Origin of the sequence: Paracoccus actinidiae (assembly GCF_030863885.1) — a bacterium.
In the GTDB taxonomy this organism is placed as follows: domain Bacteria; phylum Pseudomonadota; class Alphaproteobacteria; order Rhodobacterales; family Rhodobacteraceae; genus Paracoccus; species Paracoccus everestensis.
Map to the genome: position 1 here is coordinate 345,701 of NZ_CP132956.1, position 26,314 is coordinate 372,014.

The 26,314-nt window shown below is 65.0% G+C and carries 33 protein-coding genes; 10 read left to right on the forward strand and 23 right to left on the reverse strand.

What is annotated here, in order from left to right; translation table 11 throughout:
• Window position 1: 1 nt before the first annotated feature.
• A complete protein-coding gene (gene hrcA / locus Q5701_RS01750) occupies window positions 2-1,057 on the reverse strand; it encodes a heat-inducible transcriptional repressor HrcA (RefSeq protein WP_234854364.1) in 1,056 nt (351 codons plus the stop codon).
• 71 nt (window positions 1,058-1,128) lie between these two features.
• Between hrcA and rph the strand changes: the two genes are divergently transcribed.
• From rph to Q5701_RS01780, 6 genes are read left to right on the forward strand one after another with little or no spacing between them, the layout of a single operon-like run.
• Window positions 1,129-1,842 carry a ribonuclease PH gene (rph, locus tag Q5701_RS01755; RefSeq protein WP_306753434.1) on the forward strand — a complete coding sequence of 238 codons (714 nt, stop codon included), beginning with the start codon at window positions 1,129-1,131 and terminating at the stop codon, window positions 1,840-1,842.
• Window positions 1,839-2,447, forward strand: a complete 609-nt coding sequence (gene rdgB, locus Q5701_RS01760; RefSeq protein WP_306753435.1) for an RdgB/HAM1 family non-canonical purine NTP pyrophosphatase — start codon at window positions 1,839-1,841, stop codon at window positions 2,445-2,447. The genes rph and rdgB overlap by 4 nt, the downstream gene beginning before the upstream one ends.
• Complete coding sequence (locus tag Q5701_RS01765) at window positions 2,440-2,814, forward strand: RidA family protein (RefSeq protein ID WP_306753437.1); 375 nt, start codon at window positions 2,440-2,442, stop codon at window positions 2,812-2,814. Before rdgB ends, Q5701_RS01765 begins: the two co-directional genes overlap by 8 nt.
• Window positions 2,811-4,010 carry a radical SAM family heme chaperone HemW gene (hemW, locus tag Q5701_RS01770; RefSeq protein ID WP_306753438.1) on the forward strand — a complete coding sequence of 400 codons (1,200 nt, stop codon included), beginning with the start codon at window positions 2,811-2,813 and terminating at the stop codon, window positions 4,008-4,010. The genes Q5701_RS01765 and hemW overlap by 4 nt, the downstream gene beginning before the upstream one ends.
• Window positions 4,010-4,363 (forward strand): YbaN family protein, encoded by a 354-nt coding sequence (locus tag Q5701_RS01775; protein ID WP_306753440.1) that lies wholly within the window; start codon window positions 4,010-4,012, stop codon window positions 4,361-4,363. The genes hemW and Q5701_RS01775 overlap by 1 nt, the downstream gene beginning before the upstream one ends.
• Window positions 4,364-4,406: 43 nt before the next feature.
• A complete protein-coding gene (locus tag Q5701_RS01780; RefSeq protein ID WP_306755506.1) occupies window positions 4,407-4,925 on the forward strand; it encodes a DNA-3-methyladenine glycosylase in 519 nt (172 codons plus the stop codon).
• 75 nt (window positions 4,926-5,000) lie between these two features.
• On the opposite strand, the gene lhpI is transcribed toward Q5701_RS01780, so the two are convergent.
• From lhpI to Q5701_RS01825, 9 genes are all read right to left on the reverse strand, one after another.
• Window positions 5,001-6,683 (reverse strand): cis-3-hydroxy-L-proline dehydratase, encoded by a 1,683-nt coding sequence (gene lhpI, locus Q5701_RS01785; protein WP_306753441.1) that lies wholly within the window; start codon window positions 6,681-6,683, stop codon window positions 5,001-5,003.
• The gene (locus Q5701_RS01790) at window positions 6,680-7,720 is read right to left on the reverse strand and encodes a proline racemase family protein (RefSeq protein WP_306753443.1); all 1,041 of its coding nucleotides are present in this window, start codon (window positions 7,718-7,720) and stop codon (window positions 6,680-6,682) included. The genes lhpI and Q5701_RS01790 overlap by 4 nt, the downstream gene beginning before the upstream one ends.
• A gap of 3 nt (window positions 7,721-7,723) precedes the next feature.
• Window positions 7,724-7,930, reverse strand: a complete 207-nt coding sequence (locus Q5701_RS01795; protein ID WP_306753444.1) for a tautomerase family protein — start codon at window positions 7,928-7,930, stop codon at window positions 7,724-7,726.
• A gap of 26 nt (window positions 7,931-7,956) precedes the next feature.
• Window positions 7,957-8,961 carry a 4-hydroxyproline epimerase gene (locus tag Q5701_RS01800; protein WP_306753446.1) on the reverse strand — a complete coding sequence of 335 codons (1,005 nt, stop codon included), beginning with the start codon at window positions 8,959-8,961 and terminating at the stop codon, window positions 7,957-7,959.
• Window positions 8,958-10,187, reverse strand: coding sequence for an NAD(P)/FAD-dependent oxidoreductase (locus Q5701_RS01805; protein ID WP_373568605.1), 1,230 nt, complete (start codon window positions 10,185-10,187; stop codon window positions 8,958-8,960). The genes Q5701_RS01800 and Q5701_RS01805 overlap by 4 nt, the downstream gene beginning before the upstream one ends.
• Window positions 10,187-10,909, reverse strand: coding sequence for an amino acid ABC transporter ATP-binding protein (locus Q5701_RS01810; protein ID WP_306753447.1), 723 nt, complete (start codon window positions 10,907-10,909; stop codon window positions 10,187-10,189). Before Q5701_RS01810 ends, Q5701_RS01805 begins: the two co-directional genes overlap by 1 nt.
• Window positions 10,902-11,555, reverse strand: coding sequence for an amino acid ABC transporter permease (locus Q5701_RS01815; RefSeq protein ID WP_306753448.1), 654 nt, complete (start codon window positions 11,553-11,555; stop codon window positions 10,902-10,904). Before Q5701_RS01815 ends, Q5701_RS01810 begins: the two co-directional genes overlap by 8 nt.
• Window positions 11,556-11,567: 12 nt before the next feature.
• Complete coding sequence (locus Q5701_RS01820) at window positions 11,568-12,233, reverse strand: amino acid ABC transporter permease (protein WP_306753449.1); 666 nt, start codon at window positions 12,231-12,233, stop codon at window positions 11,568-11,570.
• Window positions 12,234-12,298: 65 nt separating this feature from the next.
• Complete coding sequence (locus Q5701_RS01825) at window positions 12,299-13,111, reverse strand: ABC transporter substrate-binding protein (protein WP_306753450.1); 813 nt, start codon at window positions 13,109-13,111, stop codon at window positions 12,299-12,301.
• A gap of 153 nt (window positions 13,112-13,264) precedes the next feature.
• Between Q5701_RS01825 and Q5701_RS01830 the strand changes: the two genes are divergently transcribed.
• The gene (locus tag Q5701_RS01830) at window positions 13,265-14,296 is read left to right on the forward strand and encodes an Ldh family oxidoreductase (RefSeq protein WP_306753451.1); all 1,032 of its coding nucleotides are present in this window, start codon (window positions 13,265-13,267) and stop codon (window positions 14,294-14,296) included.
• Between the two features lie 37 nt (window positions 14,297-14,333).
• Here Q5701_RS01830 and Q5701_RS01835 read toward each other — a convergent pair whose 3' ends face one another.
• From Q5701_RS01835 to Q5701_RS01845, 3 genes are all read right to left on the reverse strand, one after another.
• Window positions 14,334-15,296 (reverse strand): dihydrodipicolinate synthase family protein, encoded by a 963-nt coding sequence (locus Q5701_RS01835; RefSeq protein ID WP_306753452.1) that lies wholly within the window; start codon window positions 15,294-15,296, stop codon window positions 14,334-14,336.
• A 99-nt stretch (window positions 15,297-15,395) separates the two neighbouring features.
• The gene (locus Q5701_RS01840) at window positions 15,396-16,094 is read right to left on the reverse strand and encodes a GntR family transcriptional regulator (RefSeq protein WP_306753453.1); all 699 of its coding nucleotides are present in this window, start codon (window positions 16,092-16,094) and stop codon (window positions 15,396-15,398) included.
• 334 nt (window positions 16,095-16,428) lie between these two features.
• On the reverse strand, window positions 16,429-16,809 hold the full coding sequence (locus Q5701_RS01845; protein ID WP_306753454.1) for a hypothetical protein: 381 nt from the start codon (window positions 16,807-16,809) through the stop codon (window positions 16,429-16,431).
• 93 nt (window positions 16,810-16,902) lie between these two features.
• On the opposite strand from Q5701_RS01845, the gene Q5701_RS01850 reads away from it, so the two are divergent.
• Window positions 16,903-17,037, forward strand: a complete 135-nt coding sequence (locus Q5701_RS01850) for a hypothetical protein (protein ID WP_306753456.1) — start codon at window positions 16,903-16,905, stop codon at window positions 17,035-17,037.
• Between the two features lie 31 nt (window positions 17,038-17,068).
• Here Q5701_RS01850 and Q5701_RS01855 read toward each other — a convergent pair whose 3' ends face one another.
• The 6 genes from Q5701_RS01855 to Q5701_RS01880 form a co-directional block, all read right to left on the reverse strand.
• Window positions 17,069-17,710: a response regulator gene (locus Q5701_RS01855; protein ID WP_306753457.1), complete on the reverse strand. Its 642-nt coding sequence runs from the start codon at window positions 17,708-17,710 to the stop codon at window positions 17,069-17,071.
• A complete protein-coding gene (locus Q5701_RS01860) occupies window positions 17,707-19,071 on the reverse strand; it encodes a sensor histidine kinase (protein ID WP_306753458.1) in 1,365 nt (454 codons plus the stop codon). Before Q5701_RS01860 ends, Q5701_RS01855 begins: the two co-directional genes overlap by 4 nt.
• 211 nt (window positions 19,072-19,282) lie before the next feature.
• Window positions 19,283-20,521 carry a cysteine desulfurase-like protein gene (locus Q5701_RS01865; protein WP_306753460.1) on the reverse strand — a complete coding sequence of 413 codons (1,239 nt, stop codon included), beginning with the start codon at window positions 20,519-20,521 and terminating at the stop codon, window positions 19,283-19,285.
• Window positions 20,522-20,533: 12 nt separating this feature from the next.
• A complete protein-coding gene (locus Q5701_RS01870; protein WP_306753461.1) occupies window positions 20,534-21,271 on the reverse strand; it encodes an amino acid ABC transporter ATP-binding protein in 738 nt (245 codons plus the stop codon).
• Window position 21,272: 1 nt separating this feature from the next.
• A complete protein-coding gene (locus Q5701_RS01875) occupies window positions 21,273-21,944 on the reverse strand; it encodes an amino acid ABC transporter permease (RefSeq protein WP_234854394.1) in 672 nt (223 codons plus the stop codon).
• Window positions 21,945-22,005: 61 nt separating this feature from the next.
• Window positions 22,006-22,785, reverse strand: coding sequence for a basic amino acid ABC transporter substrate-binding protein (locus Q5701_RS01880; RefSeq protein ID WP_306753463.1), 780 nt, complete (start codon window positions 22,783-22,785; stop codon window positions 22,006-22,008).
• 146 nt (window positions 22,786-22,931) lie between these two features.
• On the opposite strand from Q5701_RS01880, the gene Q5701_RS01885 reads away from it, so the two are divergent.
• Window positions 22,932-23,627, forward strand: coding sequence for a FadR/GntR family transcriptional regulator (locus Q5701_RS01885; RefSeq protein ID WP_306753465.1), 696 nt, complete (start codon window positions 22,932-22,934; stop codon window positions 23,625-23,627).
• A gap of 194 nt (window positions 23,628-23,821) precedes the next feature.
• Here the strand turns inward: Q5701_RS01885 and tpa are convergent, their stop codons facing one another.
• Window positions 23,822-25,201, reverse strand: coding sequence for a hypotaurine--pyruvate aminotransferase Tpa (tpa, locus tag Q5701_RS01890; RefSeq protein ID WP_306753466.1), 1,380 nt, complete (start codon window positions 25,199-25,201; stop codon window positions 23,822-23,824).
• 161 nt (window positions 25,202-25,362) lie between these two features.
• Between tpa and Q5701_RS01895 the strand changes: the two genes are divergently transcribed.
• Window positions 25,363-25,563, forward strand: coding sequence for a hypothetical protein (locus tag Q5701_RS01895; protein WP_234854401.1), 201 nt, complete (start codon window positions 25,363-25,365; stop codon window positions 25,561-25,563).
• An 85-nt stretch (window positions 25,564-25,648) separates the two neighbouring features.
• Here Q5701_RS01895 and Q5701_RS01900 read toward each other — a convergent pair whose 3' ends face one another.
• From Q5701_RS01900 to Q5701_RS01910, 3 genes are all read right to left on the reverse strand, one after another.
• On the reverse strand, window positions 25,649-25,798 hold the full coding sequence (locus tag Q5701_RS01900; protein ID WP_306753467.1) for a hypothetical protein: 150 nt from the start codon (window positions 25,796-25,798) through the stop codon (window positions 25,649-25,651).
• A gap of 68 nt (window positions 25,799-25,866) precedes the next feature.
• Complete coding sequence (locus Q5701_RS01905; RefSeq protein WP_306753469.1) at window positions 25,867-26,001, reverse strand: hypothetical protein; 135 nt, start codon at window positions 25,999-26,001, stop codon at window positions 25,867-25,869.
• Between the two features lie 3 nt (window positions 26,002-26,004).
• Window positions 26,005-26,247 carry a hypothetical protein gene (locus Q5701_RS01910; protein WP_234854405.1) on the reverse strand — a complete coding sequence of 81 codons (243 nt, stop codon included), beginning with the start codon at window positions 26,245-26,247 and terminating at the stop codon, window positions 26,005-26,007.
• Between the last annotated feature and the right edge of the window lie 67 nt (window positions 26,248-26,314).

Here is a 26,314-nt window from a genome sequence, read left to right on the forward strand (position 1 = left end):
TTCATCCTTTCCGGCCGGACAGCACCCGCCCGACCAGCTGCGCGGTGTAGTCGACGATCGGCACGATCCGGCCATAGTTCAGCCGTGTCGGTCCGATGACGCCAACCGCGCCTACAATCTTTCGATCGGCATTCATATAGGGTGAAACCACCAGAGCGGAACCCGAAAGCGAAAAAAGCTTGTTTTCCGACCCGATGAAGATGCGGACCCCCTCGCCTTTCTCGGTCAATTCCAAGAATTCCACGATGTCGCGCTTGCGTTCCAGGTCGTCGAACAACACGCGGATGCGGTCCAGATCCGCGGCCTCCTGGTCCAGAAGGTTGGCCCGGCCCCGCACGATCAGGCGCGGATCGCTGGACCCGGCATCCCATTGGGCCATTCCCGATTGCACCAGTTCGGCGGCCAGCACGTCCAGTTCCTGACGCCGCGCCGCGATTTCCCGACCGATATGGCCACGCAGTTCGGACAGGGTCTTTCCCTCGGCCATGGCGTTCAGGAAATTTCCCGCCTCTCGCATCGACGAGGGCGTCTGGCCCACGGGCGGCGTGAACAGGCGGTTTTCCACATGGCCGTCGGCAAAGACCAGCACCACCAGTGCCCGGTCGGGACCAAGGCTGACGAATTCGATATGCCGGATCGGCGCCTCGTGCTTGGGCATCAGCACCAGGGATGCGCCGCGGGTGATGGATGACAGCGCCGTGCTGACCCGGTCCAGCAGCACGCCCGTATCGGGATCGTCGTTGCCCAGCGTCTGGTCGATGGCCGCGCGGTCGGTGGCGGTGACGGCGTCCACCTCCATCATGCCGTCCACGAACAGCCGCAGCCCCTGCTGGGACGGCATCCGGCCGGCCGAGGTATGTGGGCTGTCCAGCAGCCCCATGAATTCCAAATCTTGCATCACGTTGCGCACGGTCGCCGCGCTCAGCTTTTCGGACAAGGCGCGGGTCAGCGTGCGCGAACCCACAGGCTCGCCTGTTTCTAGATAGGTCTCGACCACGCGGCGAAAGATTTCGCGCGACCGGTCGTTCAAATCCTGCAGCGGCGTTTTCCGGTCCATGTCCCTCGAAGGGTTGCGTGATGGCCCGTTGGGGCGGTATTGGGCAGCCAATCTCTCGAAAAGGAATGACCATGCGCCCGTCTGGCCGGAATCTAAGCCAAATGCGTCCGATTTCAATCGAAACCGGCGTGATGGCCCATGCCGAAGGGTCATGCCTGATCCGTGTCGGCAACACCCATGTGCTGTGCACGGCATCGCTGGAGGAAACGCCGCCGCGTTTCCTGAAAGGCACCGGCTTGGGCTGGGTCACGGCGGAATACGGGATGCTGCCGCGCGCCACCAACACCCGCAATCGGCGCGAGGCAGCCCAGGGCAAGCAATCGGGCCGCACCCAGGAAATCCAGCGCCTGATCGGGCGCAGCCTGCGGGCTGGCGTGGATCGCAGTGCCTTGGGCGAACGGCAGATCACCATCGACTGCGACGTGATCCAGGCCGATGGCGGCACCCGCTGCGCATCCATCACGGGCGGCTGGGTCGCGCTGCGGCTGGCCGTGAACAAGCTGCTGAAGGCAGGCGCGATCACAAGCGACCCGATCATGGACCATGTGGCGGCGGTGTCCTGCGGACTTTATGCGGGCCAGGTGGTTCTGGATCTGGACTATGCCGAGGACAGCGAGGCAGGCACCGACGGCAATTTTGTCCTGACAGGCGCAGGCCGCCTGATCGAGGTGCAGATGTCGGCCGAGGGCGCGACCTTCTCGCGCGACCAGATGGGACAGTTGCTGGATCTGGCCGAAGGCGGCATGGCCGAACTGGTCGCCGCCCAGAAGGCCGCCACCGCATGAGGCATTTTGAGGGCACCCGCCTGCTGGTGGCGACCCATAACGCGGGCAAACTGGACGAGATGCGCGCCCTGCTGGCCCCTTTTGGCGTCGAGGTCACGGGTTCGGCCCAGGCGGGTCTGCCCGAGCCTGAGGAAACCGAAACAACCTTCGTCGGCAATGCCCGCATCAAGGCCCGCGCCGCTGTAGAGGCAACCGGCCTGCCCGCGCTGTCCGACGACAGCGGGATCTGCGTCGATGCGCTTGACGGCGCGCCCGGCGTCCACACCGCCGACTGGGCCGAGACCGGCCAGGGCCGTGACTTCCGCATGGCCATGCAGCGCACCTGGGACGAACTGGAAGCCAGAGGCGCCCCCGCCCCGCGCGCCGCCCAGTTCCGCTGCACCCTGGTGCTGATGTGGCCCGACGGCCATGACGAGGTGTTCGAGGGCGTGCTGCCCGGCCAGGTCGTCTGGCCGCCGCGCGGGGTTGAAGGCCACGGTTACGACCCCATCTTCATGCCGGACGGCCACGATGTGACCCTGGGGGAGATGTCGCCCGAGATGAAGAACAGCCTCAGCCACCGGGCACGGGCGGTGGAGCGGATGATAAGGGGCAGCTTTGCATAGGATATCCACCGGATCGCCCTTCGAGGCCGCCATGGGTTACAGCCGCGCCGTTGTGAAGGGCGACTGGTGCTTCGTGTCCGGCACAACGGGGTATGACTATGCCACGATGACCATGCCGGACGATCCCTGCCAGCAGGCCCGCAACTGCTTTGCCACGATCTTTTCCGTGCTGAAGGAGGCAGGCTTTGCCCCCGAAGACATCGTGCGCGTGCAATACACCGTCACCGACGCCGCCGTGATGGAGGCGATCGCCCCTGCCCTGGGCGAGGCCATGGGCACCATCCGCCCCGCCGCCACCATGGTTATCGCAGGGCTTATCCGGCCCGAGATGAAGGTCGAGGTGGAAGTCACGGCGATGCGCGGATGATGATGCCGGGGCAGGACGGCTTTGCAGAGGCGGACTGGCGGGCGGGGGGCTTTGGCCTTTACGTCCATTGGCCCTTTTGCCAGGCGAAATGCCCTTATTGCGATTTCAACAGCCATGTGTTGCCTGCCGTGGACCAAGCCCGCTGGGCCGATGCGCTGTCGTCCGAAATCGCCCGGCTTGGCGCGGAACTGCCCGGCCGTCACCTGGGCAGCATCTTCTTCGGCGGCGGCACGCCATCGCTGATGGAACCCGAAACCGTCGATACGGTCCTGCGCGCCGCCCGCGCCGCCTGGGGGTTCGCCAACGACATCGAGATCACGCTGGAGGCCAACCCCACAAGCGTCGAACGCGGCCGTTTCCGGGGATTTGCCGATGCAGGCGTCAACCGCCTGTCCATGGGCATCCAGGCGCTGAACGACGCCGATCTGCGCGCCCTAGGCCGGATGCATTCTGTGGCCGAGGCGCGCGAGGCCCTTGACGTGGCGCGCGCCTGCTTCGACCGGGTCAGCTTTGACCTGATCTATGCCCGGCAGAACCAGACGCCCCAGGCCTGGAGGGCTGAACTGACCGAAGCCCTGGCGATGGCCGTGGATCACCTGTCGCTGTATCAGTTGACCATCGAACCCGGCACGGCCTTTGGCGCACGGGCGGCGGCGGGCAAGCTGCGCGACCTGCCTGACGACGATCTGGCCGCCGATATGTATCTGGAAACCCAGGACATCTGCGAAGCAGCGGGGATGGCGGGATACGAGACATCCAACCATGCCCGTCCCGGTTCGGAAAGTCGCCACAATCAGGTCTATTGGCGCCAGGGCGATTGGGCGGCGGTCGGACCCGGCGCCCATGGCCGCATCACCCTGCCCTCCATCGGCGAACCTGGCGGCCGCCTTGCCACCGAGGCGCATCGCGCCCCCGGCGCCTGGCTTCACGCCGTCGAGCGCCAGGGATCGGGCGAATCGCTGCGCGAGGCGGTGCCATTGGACGAACAGGCGACCGAATACCTGCTGATGTCGTTGCGGCTGGCCGAAGGACTGGACGAGGCCCGTTATGCCCGGCTGGCAGGCGCCCCCCTGGACAAGGACGCGGTCAGCCGGCTGGCAGACCTGGGCATGGTCGAACGCAGCGGCGGGCGGCTGCGCACCACCCGCGCGGGGCGCCCCCTGCTGAATGCCATCCTGCGGGAATTGGCGGCCTGATGCGTCCCTTGTGGTATGCCGCCGGACTGCTGTCCCTGGCCCTGGGCATCGTGGGGATCGCCCTGCCCGTGGTGCCGACCGTGCCCTTTCTGCTGCTGGCCGCAGCAGCCTTTGCGCGCAGCAGCCCGCAACTGGAACGGCGGATCCTGAACCATCCGACCTATGGCCCGCCTGTCCGGGCCTGGCGCGAACGCGGGGCGATCAGCCGCCTGGCCAAGATCTGGGCGACGCTGGCCATGGGCTGCGGGGTGGGCTTCAGCCTGTTCGTCGGAATGCCCGTCTGGGTCGTCGCGACGCAGGCCGCGATCTGCACCGCCATCGCCGCCTATCTCGTGTCCCGGCCCGAAACCTGATCCCATGACGGCTGCCCTTTCCTTTGCCGAGCGGATTTCCGGGATGAATGCGGTCGATCTTGCCCGGCGGCTGATCGGGGCGACCCTTCTGGTCCGTGGCGCGGGCGGGACCATCATCGAGACCGAAGCTTACAGCCGCGACGATCCCGCATCGCACAGCTTTCGCGGCCCGACCGCGCGCAATGCGTCGATGTTCGGACCAGCGGGGCACGCCTATGTCTATCGGTCCTATGGCATCCACCTGTGCCTGAACGTGGTCGCCCGCCCGGGCGAGGCGGTCCTGATCCGCGCCTTGGACCCCACCACAGGGATCGAGGCAATGGCCGCGCGCCGCAACAGTCCCATGCTGTGCAACGGGCCGGGGCGGCTGACCCAGGCGCTTGGCGTCCGGTCCGACGATGACGGTATGCCCCTGGATGGCCCGGAACTGTTTATCGGCCTGTCCCCGGACCGGCCCGACCTGCTGGTGGGGCCGCGTATCGGCATCAGTCGGGCGCAGGATCTGCCCTGGCGTTTCGGCATGGCTGGCGTTCGCGGCCACAGCCGCCCCTTTCCCCCTTGAGCCATCGCCCTTGTCAACGCCGCGTTGATCGCGTCAGTGATCGATGTTCCAGGAAGGGGTTCAGGCTGTCTTCGGCTAAATCTGCGGTCTGGTCAGCCACATCGGCAGGGCATGGCCCGCCCGGCCCGTCAGGGATGCTTCGATACATCGGCCCAGGTTGCCGAACCTGACCCTGCAGCCGGACAGGCCGGGGCCGTAATGGGCGTATTTTCCCGAATTCGTCATCAGCGTGCGGGTCTTGACGGGGAAAACCGGGCGAGAGATCGAACACCAGCACAGGTCGGGGATCACCTGCACCCCCGCCTGTTCCAGCAGCGCCAGCGTTCCTTCGGCACGCGCCTGCGCAATCGTGTCGCGGCCCACCGTCAGGATGGTGGGGATCAGCACCCGGCGCCCATCAAGGCCTGCAGCCAGCGCGCGGCATTCGCCTGGCGAGGCATGGGGGCTGCCCAGGGCGACAAGGTCGATGTCCTCCGGCCCCTCGTTCAACAGCTGCCAGCCTTGTTCCATATCGGCCAGGGTGATCCGGCGATGATCGGCATCCTTGCCGATTTGCCCGGCTTCGGGTGTCACCCCCTCCAGATGCAGCATCGGCGCGGCGGAAGTCGTGCCAAAGGCCGCGCACAGGGCCTTCAATTCGTCCGTTCCGGGACTTGCATCCGCAAGCCCGCGCAGAACGGGAATGCGGTCGGGCGACAGCTTCCCGGCCAGATAGCCGATCAGCGGCCAGAAGGCATCATCGGCGCCCTGGGGCAGGACCACGTCGATGATGCGCCGGGCCTTGCGCTGTTCGTCCAGATAGACGCCCGACAAGGGCGCCCGCCCCGTGATCGCAATGCACAGGTCCAGGAAATCGGGGTGCTTGGCGGTGCGTGCCCCCAGAACGCTGTTGGCATAGATCACCGCGTTCGATTCCGCCCAGGCAACCGCCTCGCCCATGCCCGGCGCGCTGTCCAGAAGATAGGGCGAGCAGGTGAAGGTCGGGCGGCATCCCATCGCCACATAGGCATCGGCCAGCCGCTGCGCAGGCCCGCCAAAGCTGGGCGGCACGCCCTGGGCGCGCCAGTTGTCGCGGTCGACGGAAATCGCATTCATCGTCGTCGGCACCCTGACCCTGGCACCCATCGCCACCATCTTTTCAGCAAAGGTCAGGTTTGCGGGACTGGCATAGATGCAGCCGTCGATATGGGCCTGGGTCACGTCCACCAGCCCCCTGGCCCCCTGCTGGGCGGCCATGGCGCAGATGATCCGCATGGCCTGCGCCCTGGCCGCGCCCCCCTCGCCCGCCAGCATCGCGCGGTCGCCGGCAGTCAGGTCCAGCGATGCCGTGGCAGGCGGCAGGACCGGGATCGACAGCACGCCAGCGGTGATCCGATCCAGTCCGATCGCTGCATGGCTTTCGTTGGACATGACCGTGAAATCCCGGTCTGACAGGCGCAGGACCGGCAGGGACTTTCCGAACATCTCGACCGCAATCAGGGCGCCCAGGGTCACGACATCCTCGGGTTCGGAAAAAACCAGCGCCGCCGGGCCGCGCCCAGACAGGACCAGATCAAGCAGCACCCCCGACCCCGTGCAGGATCCGCGCGTAGAGGGCATCATCAGCACGCTGCCGGTGATCGCCCGCCCATGCAGCGGGTGATGCACGTCGATGACCGTGCCGGTCGCGGGATCCACCCCGCCCCAGAAGCTGAGCGGCTCGTCGGACGCAATGACCGGCCCCTCTGCGATGCCGGGCAGGATGGACAGCGCCGTCATTGCTTCAGCGTCGGCGTGACGCCCCATGTGTCGGACAGCATATAGCCCGCCTGCCACGGGTCGTCGGGATCCAGGTAATAGTTGTGCTGCCCCGTGATCCAAGCCCGCCCGGTGATCTGCGGGATGATCGTGGTCCGTCCGAAGCTATCCCGCACCTCGAGGATCTGGCCGGTGAAACGCGAACCGATGATGGATTCATGGATCAGCACGTCGCCCTGACCCATCGATCCCCGCGCCTGCAGGACCGCCATGCGGGCCGAGGTGCCGGTCCCGGTGGGCGAACGGTCCGACCGGCCGGGCGCCACGATGCAGGTGTTGCGCGTGACGTTTCCCGGACCCTGGAAAGGCATCGCGAATTGCACGATGGATACGCCGCGCACGTTCGGGAAATCGGGATGGACCACATCGAATTGCTCGCGCGCGGCGTGGCGGATCTTCTCGCCTAGGGTGGCCAGGTCGCGGGCCTCGTCGGGGCGGATCTGGAAACCGAGGGCTTGGGCATCCACGATACCGAAGAACATCCCGCCATAGGCGATGTCCAGCGGGATGGTGCCATGGCCCTCGACCTCCAGCGCGCAATCCAGGACGGCGGCAAAGGCGGGGGCGTTGCGAAAGGTGACGGATCGGCACTTGCCGTTTTCGCAATCCGCCGTCACCTCAATCACGCCGCCGGGCATATCCAGCTTGAAGCGGGTGACAGGCTCGACCATCGGCACCATGCCGGTTTCCAGCAGCACGGTCGCCACGCAGATCGTGTTCGACCCGGACATGGGGACGTATTCCGTAGGCTCCATCACGATGGCGCCCGCAGCGCAGCCGGGGGTGATCGGCGGGACGATCAGGTTGACATGGCGCGCGACCGATCCGCGCGGCTCGCAGATCAGCAGGCGGCGGATGTGGTCGTGGTCACGCTCCATCGCGATCATGCGCTCCATCATGGTGGCGCCTGCAGGGGGCAGCACGCCGCCGATGATGACATCGCCGATCTCGCCCTCGGCATGGCAGCCGATCACGGAAATCGAAAGACGAGAGCGCATGGCTTATTCCTTTTGGTCGTTCGCCGGCGGTGCTGCATATGACCGGCCCGCATTGAACCAGTCCTGCGGCGAGGTTTCCTGGAAAATGACGGTGGTGGCCTCTGCCGGAATGCCCGCCATCTCGGTCAGCATCCGGGTGATGCCGGCGGCGATATCGGCTTTCATGTCCGGAGATCGGCCGGGGAACAGTTCGATGCGGACGATGGGCATGGACAGCCTTTCGGGGAAATGAACGGTCACTTGACGACAAAGCCGTAGGCAAAGGGATCGCGCTCGGCATCGATGAAGATGGTGTTCAGCCCGGTCTGGCGCGCCCAGCCGGCAATCGAGGGGATGATCGCGCCGCGTCCCGCCACGGTGGTCGCGGCCTCGACTCGGCCCTTGAAGATGCTGCCGATGATGGATTCGTGGCGGAATTCGTCGCCCACGGCCAGCTTGCCCCTGGCCGCCAACTGCGCCATCCGGGCCGAGGTGCCGGTGCCGCAAGGGCTGCGGTCGATGGCCTTGTCGCCATAAAAGACGGCGTTGCGCGCGTGTGCCCCGGGCTGGGTCGGTTGCCCGGTCCACAGGATGTGGGACAGCCCGTTGATCGCCGGATGTTCGGGATGGACGAAGTCGTATTTCGCGTTCAGCGCCGCGCGCAGCTTCGGCGACCAGCCGATCAGTTCGCCCGCCGTGTGGTCGGCCATGTCGCGAAAGTTCTTCTGCGGCTCGACGATGGCATAGAAATTGCCGCCATAGGCCACGTCCACGACGATTTCGCCCAGTCCCTCGACCTCGGCCGTCAGGGCTTCGGCGTGAAGAAAGCCGGGCACGTTGGTCAGGCGCACTTCCTCGACAAAGCGGCCTTCCTGGCGGTATTCGATATCGACCTTGCCGGCGGGGGTCTCGATCGCCAGGCGGCCGGGGGTGCGGGGGGTGATCAGCCCGTTCTCGATTCCCATGGTGATGGTGCCGATGGTGCCGTGGCCGCACATCGGCAGGCAGCCCGAAGTCTCGATATACAGCACCGCCACGTCGCAATCCGCCCGCGTCGGGGGATAGAGGATCGATCCCGACATCATGTCATGGCCGCGCGGCTCGAACATCAGGCCGGTGCGGATCCAGTCGAAGTCGCTCAGGAAATGGGCGCGCCTTTCCAGCATGGTCGCGCCCTCCAGCCGGGGGGCGCCGCCTGCGACCAGGCGGACCGGGTTGCCGCAGGTATGGCCGTCGATGCAGGGGAAGATGTATTGGGTCATGTCCGTTTTCCGAAACGCGCCGGGGAAAAGGGCGCAAGGTCGATGGGGGGCGTGGCCCCGGTCACAAGGTCAGCGACGATCCGCGCCGTGCCTGCCGATTGCGTCAGGCCCAGATGGCCATGGCCAAAGGCGCAGGTGACATTGGGATGACCGGGCAGCGGGCCGATGGCGGGAAGGCTGTCGGGCAGGGACGGACGGAAGCCCATCCATTGCGTGCCGCCGGTGGTGCGCAATCCCGGCAGGAAGGCTGCGGCCTTGTCCAGCATCGCCCGAGACCGCTTGAAGTTCGGGGGCAGGTCAAGCCCGCCTAGTTCCACCGCCCCGCCGACACGGATGCCCGAGGACAGCTTTGTGACGACAAATCCGTGCCCGCCGAAGGTGACCTGGGTGCGCAGGTCGAAGGCGTCCCCGGGCAGCGTGGTGTTATAGCCGCGTTCGGTTTCCAGCGGGATGCGCACGCCCAGGCTGCGTGCCAGCCTGTGCGAAAAGGCCCCCGCCGCCAGAACCACCCGGCCCCGCATCGTCCCGCTGGCAGTGACGACGCCGTCATCGGTCAGGGCAGTCGCCTCGGCAATGACGATCCGCCCGCCACCCGTGAGGAAACGGTCAGCCAGGGCGACGGTATAGTCGCGTGGGTCGGCGATGGAATACCAGCCGGGCGTGAATGTCCCATGGGTAAAGCGCGGTGCCAGGCCGGGCTGAACCTCGGCCATCTCCTCGGGTGTCATGTGCCGAAAGGCAATGCCGTGATCCGCGCGCGCCTGCCAGCCGGGCAGGGACGCGTCGAACTCCCGCTGGCCTTCATAAACCTGAAGATTGCCGTCCTTGCGCAACATCGCCTGGGTGCCGCTTGCCGCCAGGAACGGTTCCAGTTCGGCCCGGGACAGATCCATCAGGGCCGTCTGGCCCTTGGTCGAGGCTGCGACGCGGGCGGGCGAACAGGCGCGCCAGAACCGCATCATCCAGGGCGCGATCCGCAACGCGTAGGCCGGCGGCACAGACAGCGGCCCGAGCGGGTCCAGCAGCCAGCGGGGCGCCTTGCGCATGATCCCGGGCGAGGCCAAAGGCAGGATGTCGGTAAAGGCAAATGCCCCCGCATTCCCGGCGGATGCCCCCGCGGCCGCGCCTTCGCGGTCGATCACCATGACGGGCACGCCGCGCGCCTGCAAGGCCAGGGCGGCGGACAGACCGACAACGCCCGCCCCGACAACGATCACATTCGACATCAGTGCGTGGCCGACAGGAATTTCTGCAATTCGGGATCCTTGGGCGCATTGAACAACTGTTCGGGGGGCGCGATTTCCGCCATGACGCCCTTGTGGAAAAAGGCCACGCGGTCGGATACCTCGCGCGCGAATTTCATCTCGTGGGTGACGCAGATCATCGTCATCCCTTCGCGCGCCAGCATCCGCAAGGTGTCCAGAACCTCGCCCACCAACTGCGGGTCAAGGGCCGATGTCACCTCGTCGAACAGCATATAGTCGGGCGACATGGCAAGCGCCCGGGCAATCGCCATGCGCTGCTGCTGGCCGCCCGACAGGCGCGAGGGATAGACCTTCAGCTTGTCGCCCAGGCCCACATGATCCAACTGCTTGACCGCCTCGGCCTCGGCTTCCGCCCTGGACCGTTTCAGCACCTTGACCTGGGCCAGCATGACGTTTTCCAGCACGGTCAGATGCGGAAAGGCGTTGAACTGCTGGAAGACGATGCCGATCTTGCGGCGCAGCTTGTTCAGGTCGGTGGACCTGGCGTGAACAACGGTCCCGTCCACGGCGATCTTGCCGGAATCGATGGGTTCCAGCCCATTGATGCAGGTCAGCAATGTCGATTTGCCCGACCCCGATCCGCCGATGATCGTCACCACCTCGCCCTTCTCGACGGTTAGGTCGATGCCCTTGAGGACTTCCAGCGCGCCGAAGGACTTGCGGACGTTTTCGATCTCAATCATTGGACCACCGTTTTTCCAGATAGCCGCCGAACCGGGCCAGCGGGAACGAGATGACAAAATAGAAGGCCCCGCAGATCATCAGAAGCAGCAGTGGTTCTTGCAGGCGGGTGATCAGGATCTGGGTCGATTTCAGCAGTTCCGTCACCTGCACGATATAGACCAGCGCGGAATCCTTCATCACCCCAAGCGCCAGCCCGATCCAGGACGGCAAGGCCACGCGGGTTGCCAATGGCAACACGATGTTGCGCATATCCTGGCCCCAGGTCATGCCCAGGGACCGCGCCGCACGCCGCGTCGTCACCGGCACCGCGTCGATCCCGCCGCGCACGATTTCCGAACAAAAGGCCGCCGTGTACAGCGACAGGATGATGCAGGCGACCGTGAAGCCCGACATGTTCAGCCGCAGGATCGTGCCCAGGAACGCATTGGCCAGAACAAGCTGGATCAACAGCGGGATCGACCGGAAGATGTCCAGCACAAAGGTCAGCGGCGCCGCCCAGATCGGGCCGACCTGATAGCGGAAGACGCCAAAGACGATGCCCAGAATGGTCCCCGCGATCACCGAGACCAGCGTGACCACGATCGTGATGCCAGCGCCACGGGCCAGAAAGGCGAAATCGGCGGCGGTCAGTGCGGTATCGAACATGGCCAGACCCCTTCAATACCGGAACAGCCGGGCGGCGATCAGCCGCGCGCCAAGGGTGATGACCTTTGTGATCACGTAAAAGATCACGGCGGCCAGGGCGAACAACTCGAAGGTGCGGAAGGTCAGCGCGTTCAGATCTTGCGTCACGCCATACAGGTCGCTGTTCATGCCGACCGTGACGCCCAGGGACGTCATCAGGATTGCCCAGACCATCTGGTTGGTCATCGGCAGAAAGGCGATGCGCAGCATCTGCGGCAGCACGACATAGCGGAAGGCCCCCCCCTGGCCAAAGCCCAGCGACCGCGCGGCGCGGGCCTGGGTGTCGGGAATGGCCTTCAGCGCGCCGCGAAAATTCTCGGTCAGATAGCCTGCGTTGTTGAAGGTGATGCCCAGCAGGATCGAGGCAAAAGGCGAAAGGTGGATGCCGAAGCTGCCCAGCCCGAAATGCGCCATGTAGATCTGGAACAGGGCGGGGGTGTTGCGCGCAACCTCGACCCAGGTCTTCGAGACAGCGGACAGAACCCGCACGCCCGACAGCCGGAACATGGTCAGCACGATCGCAAGCCCGATGCCGATCACCATCGACAGGATGGCGATCTGCATGGTCACAAGCGCGCCATCCAGCATCTGCGGAAGCCTGGCAAGCGCCTGTTTCCATTGGAAGGTATAGTTGAACATGGGCCGTCCCGCGGCTGCTGCAAGGTGTCAGGGCGGTGCGGCACCTGCGCCGCCCTGACGGGTTTTCAGCGATAGATGCCGGGAACGGTCAGATCGGCAGGCTCGCCCTCGCCCACCCATTTTGCATAAAGTTCGGCATAGCGTCCGGTGCGGACCTGCTGGTTCACGAACAGGTTCAGGTAATTGATAAGCCCGTATTCCTCGCGCATCGTGAACAGCGCCACATAGTCGGGGACCATCGGCGCCTTGTCGACGATCTTGATGCCGGGGAAATTGCCCGAAGCGACGTTGGCATTGGCGACCTCGACCGTAGAAACCGTCGCGTCAAGCTGCCCCTGGCTCAGCGCCAGGAAAACGTCGGCTTGCGTTTGATACGGACGGAAGGTGCCCTCGCCCCATTCGGTGATCTGCTTTTCCAGCCAGATCGCCTCATAGGTGCCGGCGGTGGCCCCGACGGTCTTGCCCTTCATGTCTTCCCAGGTCGACATCTCGACGCCCTCGTTCCCGACGACGGCGTTTTCAAAGGCATAGTAGGGGATCGACATACCGACCGTCTTGGCCCGCTCCAGCGTGTCCGAGGTCGAGGCGACGCCCACGTCCACGCGGCCCGACATCAGCGCGGGGATCCGTTCAGGAAAGGGGGTTTCCACGATCTCGGCCGTGACGCCCAGGGCGGCGGCCAGGTCGTTGCAATAATCCACGTCGAAGCCGATGGGATTGTTGCTGTCGTCGCGCATCCCCATCGGCGGGAAATCCAGCACCACGGCGCAGCGCAGCGTGCCCGACGAGATGATGTCGTCCAGCTTGTCGGCATAGGCCGGCGCGGCAAGGGCGGCCGTTGTCGCCAGCAGGCCAAGGGCCAGTGTGGTCTTTGTCATGGTTTTCTCCTGTCGGTGATGGGCCGGCCTATGCTGGCCGATTCCTTGACTGCCACTATTCATAGGATGGAAGGGCATGGCAAATTAAAAATACAAACAGTATACAAATATTGCGCAAGGACATCACGGTCTGGAGTCATGCAGGAGGATGCGATGGACAAAACAGTATCGATCGAAACGCTGCGTCAAAGGATCGAACGGATCTTTCTGCGCGCGGGAATGCATGAGGGCCAGGCCGCGCCCTTGTCCCGTGTCATTGCGGCGGGCGAACGCGACGGCTGCAAGTCGCATGGCATCTATCGGATCGAAGGCATCTTGCGCACCTTGAAGGCGGGCAAGGTATCGGGTTCGGCGGAACCTGTGCTGCAGGCGGCGGCTGGCGATGCCATTGTCCGCGTGAATGCCGGGGGCGGGTTTTCGAACGCGGCTTTCGAACTGGGCCTGCCGGTCCTGGCGGATCGCGCGAAAGACCTGGGGCTTGCCGCCCTGGTGGTGAATGATTGCGTCCATTTCGCGGCCCTTTGGCCCGAGGTCGAGGCCGTGACCGCCCACGGGCTTGCGGTTCTTGTGATGTGCCCCAGCTATGCCAGCGTGGCGCCTGCCGGGGGCAACCAGCCGTTGCTGGGCACGAACCCGCTTGCCTTTGGCTGGCCCCGGACGGGCCGCCATCCCTATGTCTTTGACTTCGCCACCTCGGTTGCGGCACGCGGAGAGATCGAACTGCACCGCCGCGCCGGAAAGCCCCTGCCCGATGGCTGGGCCATCGACCTGCAAGGCCAGCCCACAACCGATCCCGATGCGGCCCTGGCGGGCGCGATGCTGCCTTTTGGCGGACACAAGGGGTCGGCCATCGGCACGATGATCGAATTGCTGGCAGGGATCATGATCGGCGACCTGACCAGCCCCGAGGTGCTGGATTTCCTGGGCACGACGGCGCTTGCGCCTTTTCATGGCGAACTGATCCTGGCGATGTGCCCTGACAAATTCGCCGCCGGCCGGACAGGCGACCCCTTTGCGCGGGCCGAGGTGCTGTTCGAGGCGATCCAGGGCCAGGGCGCCCGCTTGCCCTCGCAACGCCGTTTCGCGGCTCGTGCCAGGGCGGAAGCCCAGGGGATCGACCTGACCGGCGCAGAGGTCGCGCAGATGGACCGCTTTCTGGCGCTTGGACTGGACGCGGTCGCCTGACGAATAAGGCCCCCGGAAGCCGGGGGCCTTGAGCAGGTCAGGGCTTGCAGGCCTGGACCGCGCCGGGAAGCGCGCTCCATTCCCCGTACCAGGCCTTGAACTGATGGAGCTGCCGTTCGGCCCAGCCCCGCTGGCTGGGGGTCAATTCATCCGTTTCGTTGAAGTGCAGCGCGTATTCGGCGTCGCCCTGCAGCACCATCATATGCTTGTAATACAGGACCAGGTCGGTCCCTTCGTCCCAGGACGACAGGACCTCCAGCGCCTCGCCCATTTCCTTGGCGCGGGCACGGGCGTCCAGATCGCCCCCGGCCGCCGCCTTGGCAAGCGCCACGAAATGCAGGATCTCGCGCGGGATGACGTTGCCGATGCCGGTGATCGTGCCGGTGGCGCCGCATTTGACATAGCCGTGGTAAACGCCGGTATCGACCCCTGCCATCAGGATCACGCCGTCATCCGCACTGGTGATGTGTTCGGCCGCATAGGTCATGGCGCGGGCACCGCCGAATTCCTTGAAACCCACCAGGTTCGGATGATCGGCCCGCAGGGCAAAGAACAGGTCTGCCTTGGTTTCAAAGCCGTAGTAAGGGCTGTTATAGATGACGGCGGGAAGGTCGGGCGCAGCCGCCAGGATCGCCTTGAAATGATGGCGCTGCGCGGTGGCCGACAGGCCGCGCGACAGCACCCGCGGGATCACCATCAGCCCCGCCGCGCCGACTTTCTGTGCATGGGCCGCATGGGCCACTGCCAGGGCGGAATTGACCGCGCCCGTGCCCACGATCACCGGGACCCCCGCGCCGACCAGACGTTCCACCCCCTCCATCCGCTGCGCATCGGTCAGCAGCGGCCAGTCGCCCATGGACCCGCAGTAAACGACCGCCGACATTCCCGCCGCGATCAGTTCCCGGGCCTTGCGCACAAGCGCGTCGTAATCGGGGCTGCGATCGGGGGTGCAGGGCGTCATCAGCGCGGGAATGACGCCGGTGAAGATCTGGGTGTGCATGGGAAATCCTTTTCGACGGACAGGCAGACGGCATCGCGGCCGATTCTCTCGACGGCAATCTAGCATTTGCATTTTATTTGTCGACAAGAATCCGGCGACCTAAAGGCTGACGGTCTGCCGTTCGTCCCGTGCCAGGAAATGCTGGATTTGCCGGATGATCTGGTCGGCGTGTGTCTTGGCTAGCCGGTCGCACAGTTCGGTATCGCGGGCGGTGATGGCGTCGATGATGTCTTCGTGTTCTTGGACGATTTCGGGGGGCAGGCGATCGTTGAAGGACTGGTAATACAGCCGCAGCAAGCGCCGTCCTTCGTCCAGGATGCGCAGGAACAGGCTGGAATAATATGGATTGCGTCCAGCCTCGGCGATGGCCGCGTGGAAATCGCGGTTGGAGGCGATCATTCCCAGCGCGTCCTGGGCCGCCACGGCAGCGGCAAAGCGGGCCTGATGCGTGCGGATCGTCTTGAGATCGGCAGGGCGGTGATAGGTCGCGGCAAGCCGCGTGGTCACGCGGTACATCAGCGTCATCGCATCGAAAAAGGTGTGCAGGTTCAGGAAGTCGATATTGGCGACCATGGTGGAGCGGTTGGGAAGGGTTTCCACCAGCCCCTCGCCCGCCAACCGCACCAAGGCTTCCCGGATGGGGGTGCGCGACATGCCAAAGCGCTCGGCCAGCTGCACCTCGTCGATAGGACTGCCGGGCAGCAGCACCAGATCTAGGATCTCGTCGCGCAGCTGGTCATAGACCAGCTTGACGCCCGACCCACGCCTGCGTTCGGGAAAGCCGCCGGTTTCTGCCATCGATCCGTTCTCCGAAATGCGCCATCAGGATTGTCGACATCATAAATACACTTTGTGCTTTTGCAGATCAATCAGGATGGTTCGGTGATCGGGACGATCCGGGTCGGATCACCATGTCGGCGACCCCTTTTGATAAGTGTCATAGGCCTTGGGTGCCACCGATGCATGGACTTCTGCGCCGAACGGACTGGACATTGGTCCGATCCGCCAGAAGGCGATCCGTGGTTCAATTCAGGGGTGTCTCCGGGCCTTTGGCCCATCATGAAAGGATATGTCCATGCGTACGCAACCATCTTTCCCGTCTCGTCCGGCTGGATCGCGGCTGATGCTGCTGTTACTTGCCGGGGCGGCAATAGCCATGCCGGTCGCCCCTGATTTCAACCATGGTGCCTTTCCGACGCTTTCCCCGGCTTTCGCCCATGCCCGTGGAGGGGATGACAGCGGGGGCGACAACGGCGGGCATGGCCGCGGGGGGGATGACAATGGGGGCGATGGTGGCGGACATGGCCGTGGCGGTGACGACAGCGGCGGACGCGGCAGAGGCGGCGATGATCGTGGCGGCGACGACAACGGCGGGCGCGGCAGGGGCGGCGATGACCGGGGCGGCGACGACAACGGCGGACGCGGCAGGGGCGGCGATGACAAGGGCAGCGATGACCAAGGCGGCGATCGGGGACGCGGCCGGGGCAGTGACGATGCCAGGAACGACGATCATGGCCGGGGACGCGGGCGGGACGATGGGCGCAATCCCGGCACTGTCGGCGACCGCACGCCTGCGCGCGCCGAAAGCTCGTCGCGGGGGATCGAGGTGACCTATGCGGACGGCTGGAAGGAAGAAGTCGAAAACGGCCGGTACGAGTTGAAGGACGCCCGGAACCGCACCGTGGTCGAGCGTGCGGCGACCCGGCAGGACTATGACCGTCTGGGCGCCATCGCCCGCTGAACGTCCTGAAACATGACGCCAAGGGCGACGGTCAGCCGTCGCCCCATCGTTTTTGCGCCAGCAAGGCGGCTTCGGTCCGGTTACGCAGATGCAGCTTTTGCAGGATCTGGGTCATGTGGTGCTTGACGGTCCGTTCCTGCACATCCAGCAGGCGGGCGACCTCCTTGTTGGCCAGGCCCGAGGATACGAGGCGCAGGATCTCCTCCTCGCGCGCGGTCAGCGAGGCCAGGGGATCGGGTTCGGCGGGTTGCGCCCTGCCCATCCGGGTCAGCAACCGGGCGGCCAGGGCCGGGGCGACATGACTTTCCCCCGCCATCAGCCGTTCCAGGATCGTGACCAGTTCGGCGCCGCCGATGCCCTTCAGAAGATAACCCCGCGCGCCGCCTTCCAGGGCCGCGAATACGGCGTCGCTGTCCTCGGACACGGTCAGCATCACTGCCACCGGGGCCGGGTCCATCCGCATGATCCGCTCCAATGCCCATAATCCACCCTGCGGCATCGACAGATCCAGCAGGACCATGTCCGGGGCCAGCCGCCTTGCCTGGTCAACCGCCTCGGCGCCCGAGGCCGCCGTGCCCGCCACTTGGAAATGGCCGCTTTCCCCCAGGGTCCGTGCGACCCCTTCGCGAAACAGCGGATGATCGTCCGCCACCAGAACGCGGTGCATGGTCATGGCGTCACCTCCATCCACAATTCGGTATGCCCGTCCTTGCGGTCAAGTCCGAACCGCCCGCCCAAGGCCTCGACCCGGTCGCGCAGGCCGCCAAGGCCAAGGCCTGGCACGCTGCCCTCTGCCAGGCCCGGCCCGTCGTCGCGCACCGCCAGCCGCAAACCCGCCGAACAGATCAGAACGACCCATTGGTTCGACCCGGCGGCATGGCGGCTGGCATTGTTGAGCCCTTCCTGGACAAAGCGGAACAGGCATATTCGCAGGGCGGGCGTCAACAGCATCGGGCAATCGTCGTCGATCCTTAAGGAAACCGGCTGGCCGGACCGGACCTGATGGGACTGGGCTGCCAGGCGGATAATCTGCTGCGCGGAAAGATCGGCGACCTCGGGCAGAACCAGCCCGCGCGAGATCGCCCGGATTTCCGTCATGGCCTGGCCCAGGGCGTCGCGCAGGCAGGTCAGTTCCTCGGGCGGATGATCCATCGCCTGCCCCAGAGCATCGACGCGCAGGCTGGCATAGGCCAGATACTGCGCCGGGCCGTCATGCAGATCCGCCCCGATGCGGCGCAGCGCGCCTTCGGCGGACATGGCGGCGCGGCCCGCTGCCTGCTGGACGCGCAGGCGCAGGGCCTGGTTGCGATCGGACAGATCGCGCAGTTCGGCCAGACGGCGGTCCAGGTCGCGACGCTGCGCCTCGATGGTGCGGCTGCCCCCATAGGCGATGGCATAAAGCAGCGAACCAAGCGCCAGCCCGATGCCCCCCACCGCCCCAAGCGCCATGTTGCGCGAAGCTGTCAGGTCGGCCTTCAGCTTGGGGTCGGCCACGTAAACCTCGGCCACGGCGATGATCTCTCCGGTCCAGTCGGCGCGGATGGGGCTGTAGATTTCCAGCAAGGGCACGCCCAAGGCGTGTTCGGCCCTGTCTTCTTCCTCGGCCTCGTCCTCGAAGGTGGCGGCGATGCGGCCCGCCCAGGCTTGCTGCAATTCGGCCGAGGGGGGAAAGGTCCGGCCGATCAGGTCAGGGTCCGAAGCCTCGATCACGATGCCGCCGGGGCGCCAGATCTTGTAGGACAGGATGCGGTCGCCCATCGGGGTCGCAGGCAGAACCTCCTCCAGGGCGCGGCGCATCGCGGGCGAGGGGGTGTCATTGCCGACATAGCTTTCGACCAGGGGATGCAGGAAGCTGTCCATGTACAGCGCGGCGGCTGTGGCGGTGTTGCGGACCACGATCTGCTGGATCCGCTGCGCCACAAGACTGCCCACCAGAAGCGCGAAGACCAACAACACCAGCCCGCCCGCCAAGCCAAAGCGGGTGGCCAGCGACGCCCTGTTCCATGACCTGCAAAGCCGTTCCAACCGTAACATGACGCATGATCCCCCCAATGCCTTCGGGTTGATACTGGACTGAAGTCCGGCCCCCGCAGGCCGGGATCACCACCGGCGTTGTCCTGGCCGCCCGTTCTCAATCCGGCTCCTGCCGAGCCAAGCGGGAAACCTTGTCGCCCTTGGCTCTGGCAGGGGGGTCTGAACGGACTCCGGGCCAGCCGCGCTTGTCATATCTGGCGGGCCTGTCGCCTCATGCCGCCTTGGCCAGGATCGAGCCCAGCGCCTCGGTCAGCCGGTCCACCTGTTCCACCGTGTTGTAATGCACCATCGAGACGCGCAAAACGCCGCCTGCGTGATCCTGGCCCAGATGCTCGACCAGGCGGCGGGAATGGAAATCGCCAAAGCGCATGGCGATGCCATGGCCGTCCATGGCACGGACGAGGTTGCCGGAATCCACGGAGTCGAACTTGAACGCGATGGTGGGGACGCGGGTGCTGTCGCGGTTCGTTCCCTCACCAACGATGCGGCAATCGTTGCGGCCCCCCAGCCAAGACAGCAGCCGGTCGGTCAGCAGATCCTCGTGCGCGGTGATGCGGTCATAGGCGGCGGCAACCAAGGCGCGGCGGTCGCCGGTGGCGCCATGGTGGCGCGCAAGGCCGGTCAGGTAATCCACGATCCCGTCGGTGCTATAGGCGGATTCATAGCTGGGGTTGCCCGGTTCCAGCTTTCCGGGGACTTTGTCCTTGCCATAGAAATAATGGTAAAGTCCGTCCAGGTCGGCCAGCAGGTCGTATTTGCCGTACATCAGCGCGCCATGCGGGCCATAGGCCTTGTAAAGGCTGAAGACATAGTAATCGACATCCCAGGCCCGCACATCGATCAGCCGGTGGGGGGCGTATGCCACCGCATCCACGCAGATCAGCGCGCCATGGTCATGCACGAAACGAGCAAAATCCGCGACGGGATGCACCTTGCCCAGGATGTTGGACACATGGGTCACACAAACCAGGCGCGTGCGGTCGGTCATCAGGGGGGCCAGATCCGACAGCTGCAAATCCTGGGTCTGCGGGTTCAGGGGCCAGACCTTCACCGTCACGCCGAAATCGGCCAGCCGCATCCAGGGACCGATATTGCTTTCATGATCGGCCATGGTCACGATCACCTCGTCGCCGGGGCGGAACTGGCTGCGCATCGCGGTTGCCAGGTTCTGCAACAGCACCGTGGTCGAGGGACCGAAGACGATCTCCTCGGGGCGGGCGGCGTTGACCAGCGTCTGGGCCGCCTTGCGGCCCAGCATCAGCGCCTCGGCCGCGGCCTGGGACACGGCATAGCTGCCGCCGATCTGGACGTTGCGATGGGTCAGGAATTCGACCACGCGGTCCAGCGCAGGCTGGCAGATCTGCGACCCGCCCGCATTGTCGAAGAACACCCAGTCGTTCGTCAGGCCGGGAAACCGGGACTGCACATGGGCCATGTCGAGAGCTGTCATTGTCATCTGCTTTCAGTGGTTCAGTACGGCGCCCAGGAAATTCCGGGTGCGCGGGTGGGCGGGATTGGCCAGCACCTGCGCGGGCGGGCCTTGTTCGACAATCTGGCCCGCGTCCATGAAGATCACGCGGTCGGCGACCTGGGACGCGAAGCCCATCTCGTGAGTGACGACGATCATGGTCACGCCGGTTCGGGCCAGGTCGCGCATCACGTCCAGAACCTCGCCCACCATCTCGGGGTCAAGGGCACTGGTCGGTTCGTCGAACAGCATCACCTGCGGGTCCATGGCAAGGGCGCGGGCAATCGCCACGCGCTGCTGCTGCCCGCCCGACAGGTGTTCGGGATATTTGTCGGCCTGGTTGGCGATGCCCACGCGTGCCAGCAGCTCGTCGGCCCGTTGCGCGGCATCGGTGCGCGACGCCCCACGCACCTTGCGGGGGGCCAGCATGACGTTTTCGCGCACCGTCAGGTGCGGGAACAGGTTGAAGGACTGGAAGACCATGCCGACCTCGGCCCGGACACGCGCCAAGGCGCGGCCGGTGGCAACGGGGATTCCGTCCACACGGATCTCGCTTTCGGGCGAAAAGCTTTCCAGCCGGTTGATGCAGCGGATCAGGGTGGACTTGCCCGACCCCGATGGGCCGATGATGCAGACCACCTCTCCCTTGGCGACATCCAGGTCGATGCCCCGCAGCGCCTCGAAGCTGCCATAGGACTTGTGAAGGTTTCGGATGCTGACAAAGCCCGTCATCTCAGCGCCTCCTGGCTGCAAAGCGGCGTTCCATCCGCGACACGGCGGCGACCAGCGGCCACAGGAAAGCCACATAGATCACGGCCGCGACGATCAAGGGCGTGGGGTTGGCGGCCAGGGCCTGCGCCTGCGTCGCCTGCTTCAGCAGGTCGGGCATCGCCACAACGGAAGCCAGCGCTGTGTCCTTGACCACGTTGATCGAATTGTTGGTCAAGGGCGGGATGACGATCTTGACCGCCTGCGGCAGGATCACCTCTTTCATCGTCTGCGGCCCGCTGAGGCCCAGGGCGGCGGACGCCTCGAACTGGCCTTTCGGGATGGCCTCGATCCCCGCGCGAAAGATCTCGGCCGTGTAGGCCCCCGATACCAGGGTCAGAGCGGTCATTGCCGACACGAAGGGCGACAAGCGCAGGCCCACGAATGGCAGGGCGTAATACACGATGATCAGCAGCACCAGCAGGGGAATGGACCGGAACACGTCGATATAGACCCGTGTCAGCAGGCGCAGCGGCGCCGCGGCGTAAAGCCGTGTCATCGCAAGGGCCAGCCCCAGGGCCAGCCCCGCGACGATGCTGGCCGCGCCCAGTTGGAGCGTGATCCACAGCCCCTGCATCAGCATGGGCAGGCTGCGCCGCATGATCTCGGCGTTCAGGAAGGTGTCGAAGATATCCATGGCCGTCCTTTGCCGGTGGATCGCAGAACCGGACCAGGGGCGTCCCCCGGCCCGGTCCCGATCAGTTCAGCCTGGGCATCGGCAGGACGGTCACGGTCGACGATCCGGCGTCAGGCGCCACGCCGAACCATTTTTCGTGCAACTGGGCCATGACCCCCTCGGTCTTGAGGTCGTCCAGCACCGCGTTCACCTGCGTTGCCAACTCGGCATCCTTGGCGAACATCATCGAGTATTTCTCGCCGGTCTCGATCCGCGCCACGACCTTCAGTTCCGGCTTGTCCTTGACGTAATACAGCAACGCCGGAATGTCCGAGATATAGCCGTCGATGCGTCCTGCGTTCAGGTCCAGCATGGCGGGGGCAAGGCCTTCATAGCGGCGGATTTCGGCAAAGCCATAGGCGGCCTGCTGGTCGCTGGCCCACATATCGCCGGTCGATCCGGTATCGACGCCGACCACCTTGCCCTTCAATTCCTCAAGCGAGGCGGGACCGCCCTCGGCAACCGTCAGCGACTGGTCGCTGTCATAATAAGGCTGGGCGAAGCTGACCGACTTCAACCGCTCGTCCGTGATGGTGATGGACGAGGTGGCAATGTTGATCCGCCCCGATTGCACGGCGGAAAACAGGCCGTTGAAGGGGATGTTCACCGTCTCGACCTCGGCCCCCAGACGTTCGGCGACGGCGGCGACCAGGTCGATCTCGAAGCCCACAAACTGACCGGTTTCGTCCTGGAACTCCCATGGCACGTTGCCGATGTTTGCCCCGACCGTCAGCTTGTCCTGCGCGGCAGCGGACCATGCCGTTCCGGCCAGCACCGCCAAGGCCAGGCCCAGGCGTCGCATTCCACTTTTTCTCATGATACATCCCCGTTGTCTTGTTTTTGGTTTGACCGGTCAAACCGGTCTGACCAGTATTGAGGCATGGGAACCTGTTCTTTGCAACATCTATGTTCGCGGAAAGCAGGGGGCGGTAGACAGGGGGTGAAACGATGAGCAGGCTGATTTGCGACAAGGGGCCGGTCGCACAAACCATCGCGCGCCGTTTGCAGGACATGATCCGGTCGGGGGAATTGCGTCCGGGCCAGAAGCTGCCGTCGCAACGCATTCTCGCGGAACAGTTGAACGTGTCCCGACCGTCGCTGCGCGAGGCCCTGCTGACGCTGGAAACCCTGGGCCTGGTGCAGACCCTGCCCGCGCGCGGCAGCTTTGTGACCGATCCTGCCTCGCGCCCCGCATCGCTGCCCTGGCGGTACGACAATGCCCATGATTTGCGCCACGTGTTCCAGACGCGTGTCCTGATCGAGGCCGAACTGTGCCGCTTGGCAGCCACCGCCATGACGCCCCCTCTCCTGGAAGGCCTGAAGAACGCCGCCCAGGCCTTCGAGGATGCCTGGCAGTCCGGCGACCTGGTGGCCCATGTCGAGGCCGATCTGGCGCTTCACCTGGGCATCGCGATGGCTTGCCCCAACCGGATGCTGACCGACCTGTATCGCACGGTTCAGCAACTGCTGACGGAAACGCAGCGCCAGCCCATTCCGAACACCGACCCGGACCGAATGCGCCAATCGATTGCCGAGCATTGGCGGATCCTTGACGCCCTGGAGCGGGGCAATGGCAAGGCGGCAGGAAAAAGAATGCGCCTCCATGTGCAGAACACTGCCGGATCCGCCGGGGTGAAGCTGTGATTCTGGCGGGCGATGGGTGCCGTGTCAGTTTACCGCCCGCCCGCATGATCGCGGCCGGGCGGCATGATGATCCCAGACATGACGGAAATCATGCCTCATGCCGACAACAAGGCGGCGCGAGGCGAGGACAGCATGGTCAATGAAGCAATATCGTCAAAGGCCGGCAGGATGCTTCACACGGAACCCGCTGCTTCTTAGGTCATCACCCGCGTCAACGCCGCGTCGATGGCATCAGTGATCCGGTCGATGTCGTCCTTTGTGGCGATCAGCGCGGGCGACAGGCACAGCGTGTTGTTCAGGCCCGGCAAGCTGCGGTTGGTCGCGCCGATGATCACGCCTTGGCTCAGGCAATCGGCCACCACGGCCTGAACACGGCGTTCGTCCAGCGGCTCCTTTGTGGTGCGGTCGGCGACCAGTTCGGCACCGCAGAACAGCCCCTTGCCACGCACGTCGCCGATCACCGGATGACGCTCTTGCAGCGCCCGCAGGTTGGCCAGCACCCGCTCTCCCATCGCCACGGTATTCTCCAGCAGTCCCTCGTCCTCGATGATGCGCATATTTTCCAGCGCGGCCACCGGACCCGCCGTGCAGCCGCCAAAGGTCGAGATGTCGCGGAAATGGCTCATCGTGTCCTCGGGAGCGTCCTTGAACATCTCGAAGACGGCTTCCGTTGTTACCGTGCAACTGATCGCCGCATAGCCCGAGGCCACCCCCTTGGCCATGGTGACGAAGTCGGGCTGGATGCCGTAATGCTGGTATCCGAACCAGGTGCCGGTGCGGCCCAGCCCGCAGACTACCTCGTCGATGTGCAGAAGGATATCGTACTTGCGGCAGATCTCCTGGACCCGCGGCCAGTATCCCTCGGGCGGCACGATCACCCCTCCGCCCGCGGTGATCGGCTCCAGCACGATGGCGCCCACGGTGTCTGGGCCTTCGCGCAGGATCGCTTCCTCAATGGCGTCCGCCGCGCGCTGCCCATAGTTTTCCACGTCCCACTGGGCACGGTATTCCAGGCAATGCGGCACGCGGACGAAGCCGTCGGGATAGGGACCGTATTGGGCGGCCCGCTGGTCCTGACCGCTGGTCGCAAGCGTGCCGATGGTGGTACCGTGATAATCGCGGTCACGATAAAGGATCTTCCATTTTCTGCCGCCATGCTGCCTGTGGGCGATCTGGCGGACCATCTTGTAGACCTTCTCGTTGGCCTCGGACCCCGAGTTCGAATAATAGACCCGGCTCATCCCCGGCATCTTGGCGATCAGCCGTTCTGCAAACAGCGCCGCCGGGACGTTGCCCGCCGCCCCCGCATAATAGTTCAGCTTGACCAGTTGGTCGCGCACCGCATTGGCAATGCTTTCCCGACCATAGCCCACGTTGACCGTCCACACGCCGCCAGACACCGCGTCCAGATATTCGCGCCCGTTGGTGTCCCAAAGCCGCATCCCCTTGCCTTCCACGAAGACACGCGGGTCGGTGGTTTCATAGGGTTTGTGCTGGGACAGGTGATGCCAGACATGAGCGCGGTCGGCAGACACCACATGGGACAGGTCGTTCTGGTTCAGGTCAAGAGACATGGCATTCGTTCCCAAGAAGGTTGTGTCCGGCGGATTGGAAGGGCCGGCACAGGCTGGACCCCACGAAACCAAATCCCCCGCAAAAGGCAAGAGAAAGCCGCAGCCGGGAACGGACCCTGAGGTCGCGGGTTGATCCTTGCACCCTTGGAAAGGAGCAGACCATGTCAGAGAAATTCGACCCCAAGGCCGAGAACGAGAAATACGCCACCAAGCAATCCGCCCAGCAGGCCAAGATGGACCATGCGGACCTGAACCCCAAGCAGATCCACCAGTCCCATGAACCGAATGCCGGAGGCCAGAACCGAGAGGCTGGCGACCGATCGGCCAGGCAGAACGACCGCGCCACGAATGGCGGGGAATAGGATCAGAATACCAACCGATCCTGGCCGGTGCCGGATGACATCCGGCATCGGCCATGCTGGACCGCGATCAGGCGGCCGGCCCCCCTCATTTCTCGGACTGATCATCCTTGCGCGCCTCGCGCCGTTCTGACGCCTTCAGATCGGGGCGCGGATCGAAATCAGGATCGGCATTGGTCGTATCGACCTTCTTTTCGATGATCCGCTGTTGCTGGTCATGGGTTTTCTTTCCGACCATGGCTGCCTCCTATGGGTTGGTGCGGTCGCGCTGATCGGGATCGACGCCGCCTTGCGGGGTGGTGTCGTTCAGCACGTCGCCTTCAAAGGTATTGTCGCGCCGATTTCTGGATCGTCGCGGCCAGCACCCTTGGATCCGCCGATACCGGGATCCTCGCGCAGATCCTTGTCGGTCGGATCATCGGACTTGGGATGCTTGCCCATGGCCTAATCCTGACCGTCGCCAGTGGCATCGGACTGGCGGTTCGCAACATGGTCTTGATGCTGCTCGGTCTGGACATGACGGGAATCCAGGCCTCGCTGGTCCGAATGCCGGGACTTGTCCCGGTTGGACAGAACCTCGTTTTCCGGCAGCTCGTCCATCGTATCGGGTGACATCCCGCCGCTGCCGTCGCCCTTGCCCTGGTCCTGTTGACCGGCACCGAACTTCTTGCTGCTTGCATTTGCCATTCTCGATTCTCCTGTCTGTCTCGGTGGTGGCATTGGAGAAACCGGCGCGCGAGGCGATTTGTTCCGT

Coding starts and splice junctions, on each gene's coding strand:
- hrcA (WP_234854364.1), bottom strand. CDS start 1,057: ATGGACCGGAAAACGCCGCTGCAGGATTTGAACGACCGGTCGCGCGAA.
- rph (WP_306753434.1), top strand. CDS start 1,129: ATGCGCCCGTCTGGCCGGAATCTAAGCCAAATGCGTCCGATTTCAATC.
- rdgB (WP_306753435.1), top strand. CDS start 1,839: ATGAGGCATTTTGAGGGCACCCGCCTGCTGGTGGCGACCCATAACGCG.
- hemW (WP_306753438.1), top strand. CDS start 2,811: ATGATGATGCCGGGGCAGGACGGCTTTGCAGAGGCGGACTGGCGGGCG.
- Q5701_RS01775 (WP_306753440.1), top strand. CDS start 4,010: ATGCGTCCCTTGTGGTATGCCGCCGGACTGCTGTCCCTGGCCCTGGGC.
- Q5701_RS01780 (WP_306755506.1), top strand. CDS start 4,407: ATGAATGCGGTCGATCTTGCCCGGCGGCTGATCGGGGCGACCCTTCTG.
- lhpI (WP_306753441.1), bottom strand. CDS start 6,683: ATGACGGCGCTGTCCATCCTGCCCGGCATCGCAGAGGGGCCGGTCATT.
- Q5701_RS01790 (WP_306753443.1), bottom strand. CDS start 7,720: ATGCGCTCTCGTCTTTCGATTTCCGTGATCGGCTGCCATGCCGAGGGC.
- Q5701_RS01795 (WP_306753444.1), bottom strand. CDS start 7,930: ATGCCCATCGTCCGCATCGAACTGTTCCCCGGCCGATCTCCGGACATG.
- Q5701_RS01800 (WP_306753446.1), bottom strand. CDS start 8,961: ATGACCCAATACATCTTCCCCTGCATCGACGGCCATACCTGCGGCAAC.
- Q5701_RS01805 (WP_373568605.1), bottom strand. CDS start 10,187: ATGTCGAATGTGATCGTTGTCGGGGCGGGCGTTGTCGGTCTGTCCGCC.
- Q5701_RS01810 (WP_306753447.1), bottom strand. CDS start 10,909: ATGATTGAGATCGAAAACGTCCGCAAGTCCTTCGGCGCGCTGGAAGTC.
- Q5701_RS01815 (WP_306753448.1), bottom strand. CDS start 11,555: ATGTTCGATACCGCACTGACCGCCGCCGATTTCGCCTTTCTGGCCCGT.
- Q5701_RS01820 (WP_306753449.1), bottom strand. CDS start 12,233: ATGTTCAACTATACCTTCCAATGGAAACAGGCGCTTGCCAGGCTTCCG.
- Q5701_RS01825 (WP_306753450.1), bottom strand. CDS start 13,111: ATGACAAAGACCACACTGGCCCTTGGCCTGCTGGCGACAACGGCCGCC.
- Q5701_RS01830 (WP_306753451.1), top strand. CDS start 13,265: ATGGACAAAACAGTATCGATCGAAACGCTGCGTCAAAGGATCGAACGG.
- Q5701_RS01835 (WP_306753452.1), bottom strand. CDS start 15,296: ATGCACACCCAGATCTTCACCGGCGTCATTCCCGCGCTGATGACGCCC.
- Q5701_RS01840 (WP_306753453.1), bottom strand. CDS start 16,094: ATGGCAGAAACCGGCGGCTTTCCCGAACGCAGGCGTGGGTCGGGCGTC.
- Q5701_RS01845 (WP_306753454.1), bottom strand. CDS start 16,809: ATGATCGTCGTTCCTGGCATCGTCACTGCCCCGGCCGCGTCCCCGATC.
- Q5701_RS01855 (WP_306753457.1), bottom strand. CDS start 17,710: ATGACCATGCACCGCGTTCTGGTGGCGGACGATCATCCGCTGTTTCGC.
- Q5701_RS01860 (WP_306753458.1), bottom strand. CDS start 19,071: ATGTTACGGTTGGAACGGCTTTGCAGGTCATGGAACAGGGCGTCGCTG.
- Q5701_RS01865 (WP_306753460.1), bottom strand. CDS start 20,521: ATGACAGCTCTCGACATGGCCCATGTGCAGTCCCGGTTTCCCGGCCTG.
- Q5701_RS01870 (WP_306753461.1), bottom strand. CDS start 21,271: ATGACGGGCTTTGTCAGCATCCGAAACCTTCACAAGTCCTATGGCAGC.
- Q5701_RS01875 (WP_234854394.1), bottom strand. CDS start 21,944: ATGGATATCTTCGACACCTTCCTGAACGCCGAGATCATGCGGCGCAGC.
- Q5701_RS01880 (WP_306753463.1), bottom strand. CDS start 22,785: ATGCGACGCCTGGGCCTGGCCTTGGCGGTGCTGGCCGGAACGGCATGG.
- Q5701_RS01885 (WP_306753465.1), top strand. CDS start 22,932: ATGAGCAGGCTGATTTGCGACAAGGGGCCGGTCGCACAAACCATCGCG.
- tpa (WP_306753466.1), bottom strand. CDS start 25,201: ATGTCTCTTGACCTGAACCAGAACGACCTGTCCCATGTGGTGTCTGCC.
- Q5701_RS01895 (WP_234854401.1), top strand. CDS start 25,363: ATGTCAGAGAAATTCGACCCCAAGGCCGAGAACGAGAAATACGCCACC.
- Q5701_RS01900 (WP_306753467.1), bottom strand. CDS start 25,798: ATGGTCGGAAAGAAAACCCATGACCAGCAACAGCGGATCATCGAAAAG.
- Q5701_RS01905 (WP_306753469.1), bottom strand. CDS start 26,001: ATGGGCAAGCATCCCAAGTCCGATGATCCGACCGACAAGGATCTGCGC.
- Q5701_RS01910 (WP_234854405.1), bottom strand. CDS start 26,247: ATGGCAAATGCAAGCAGCAAGAAGTTCGGTGCCGGTCAACAGGACCAG.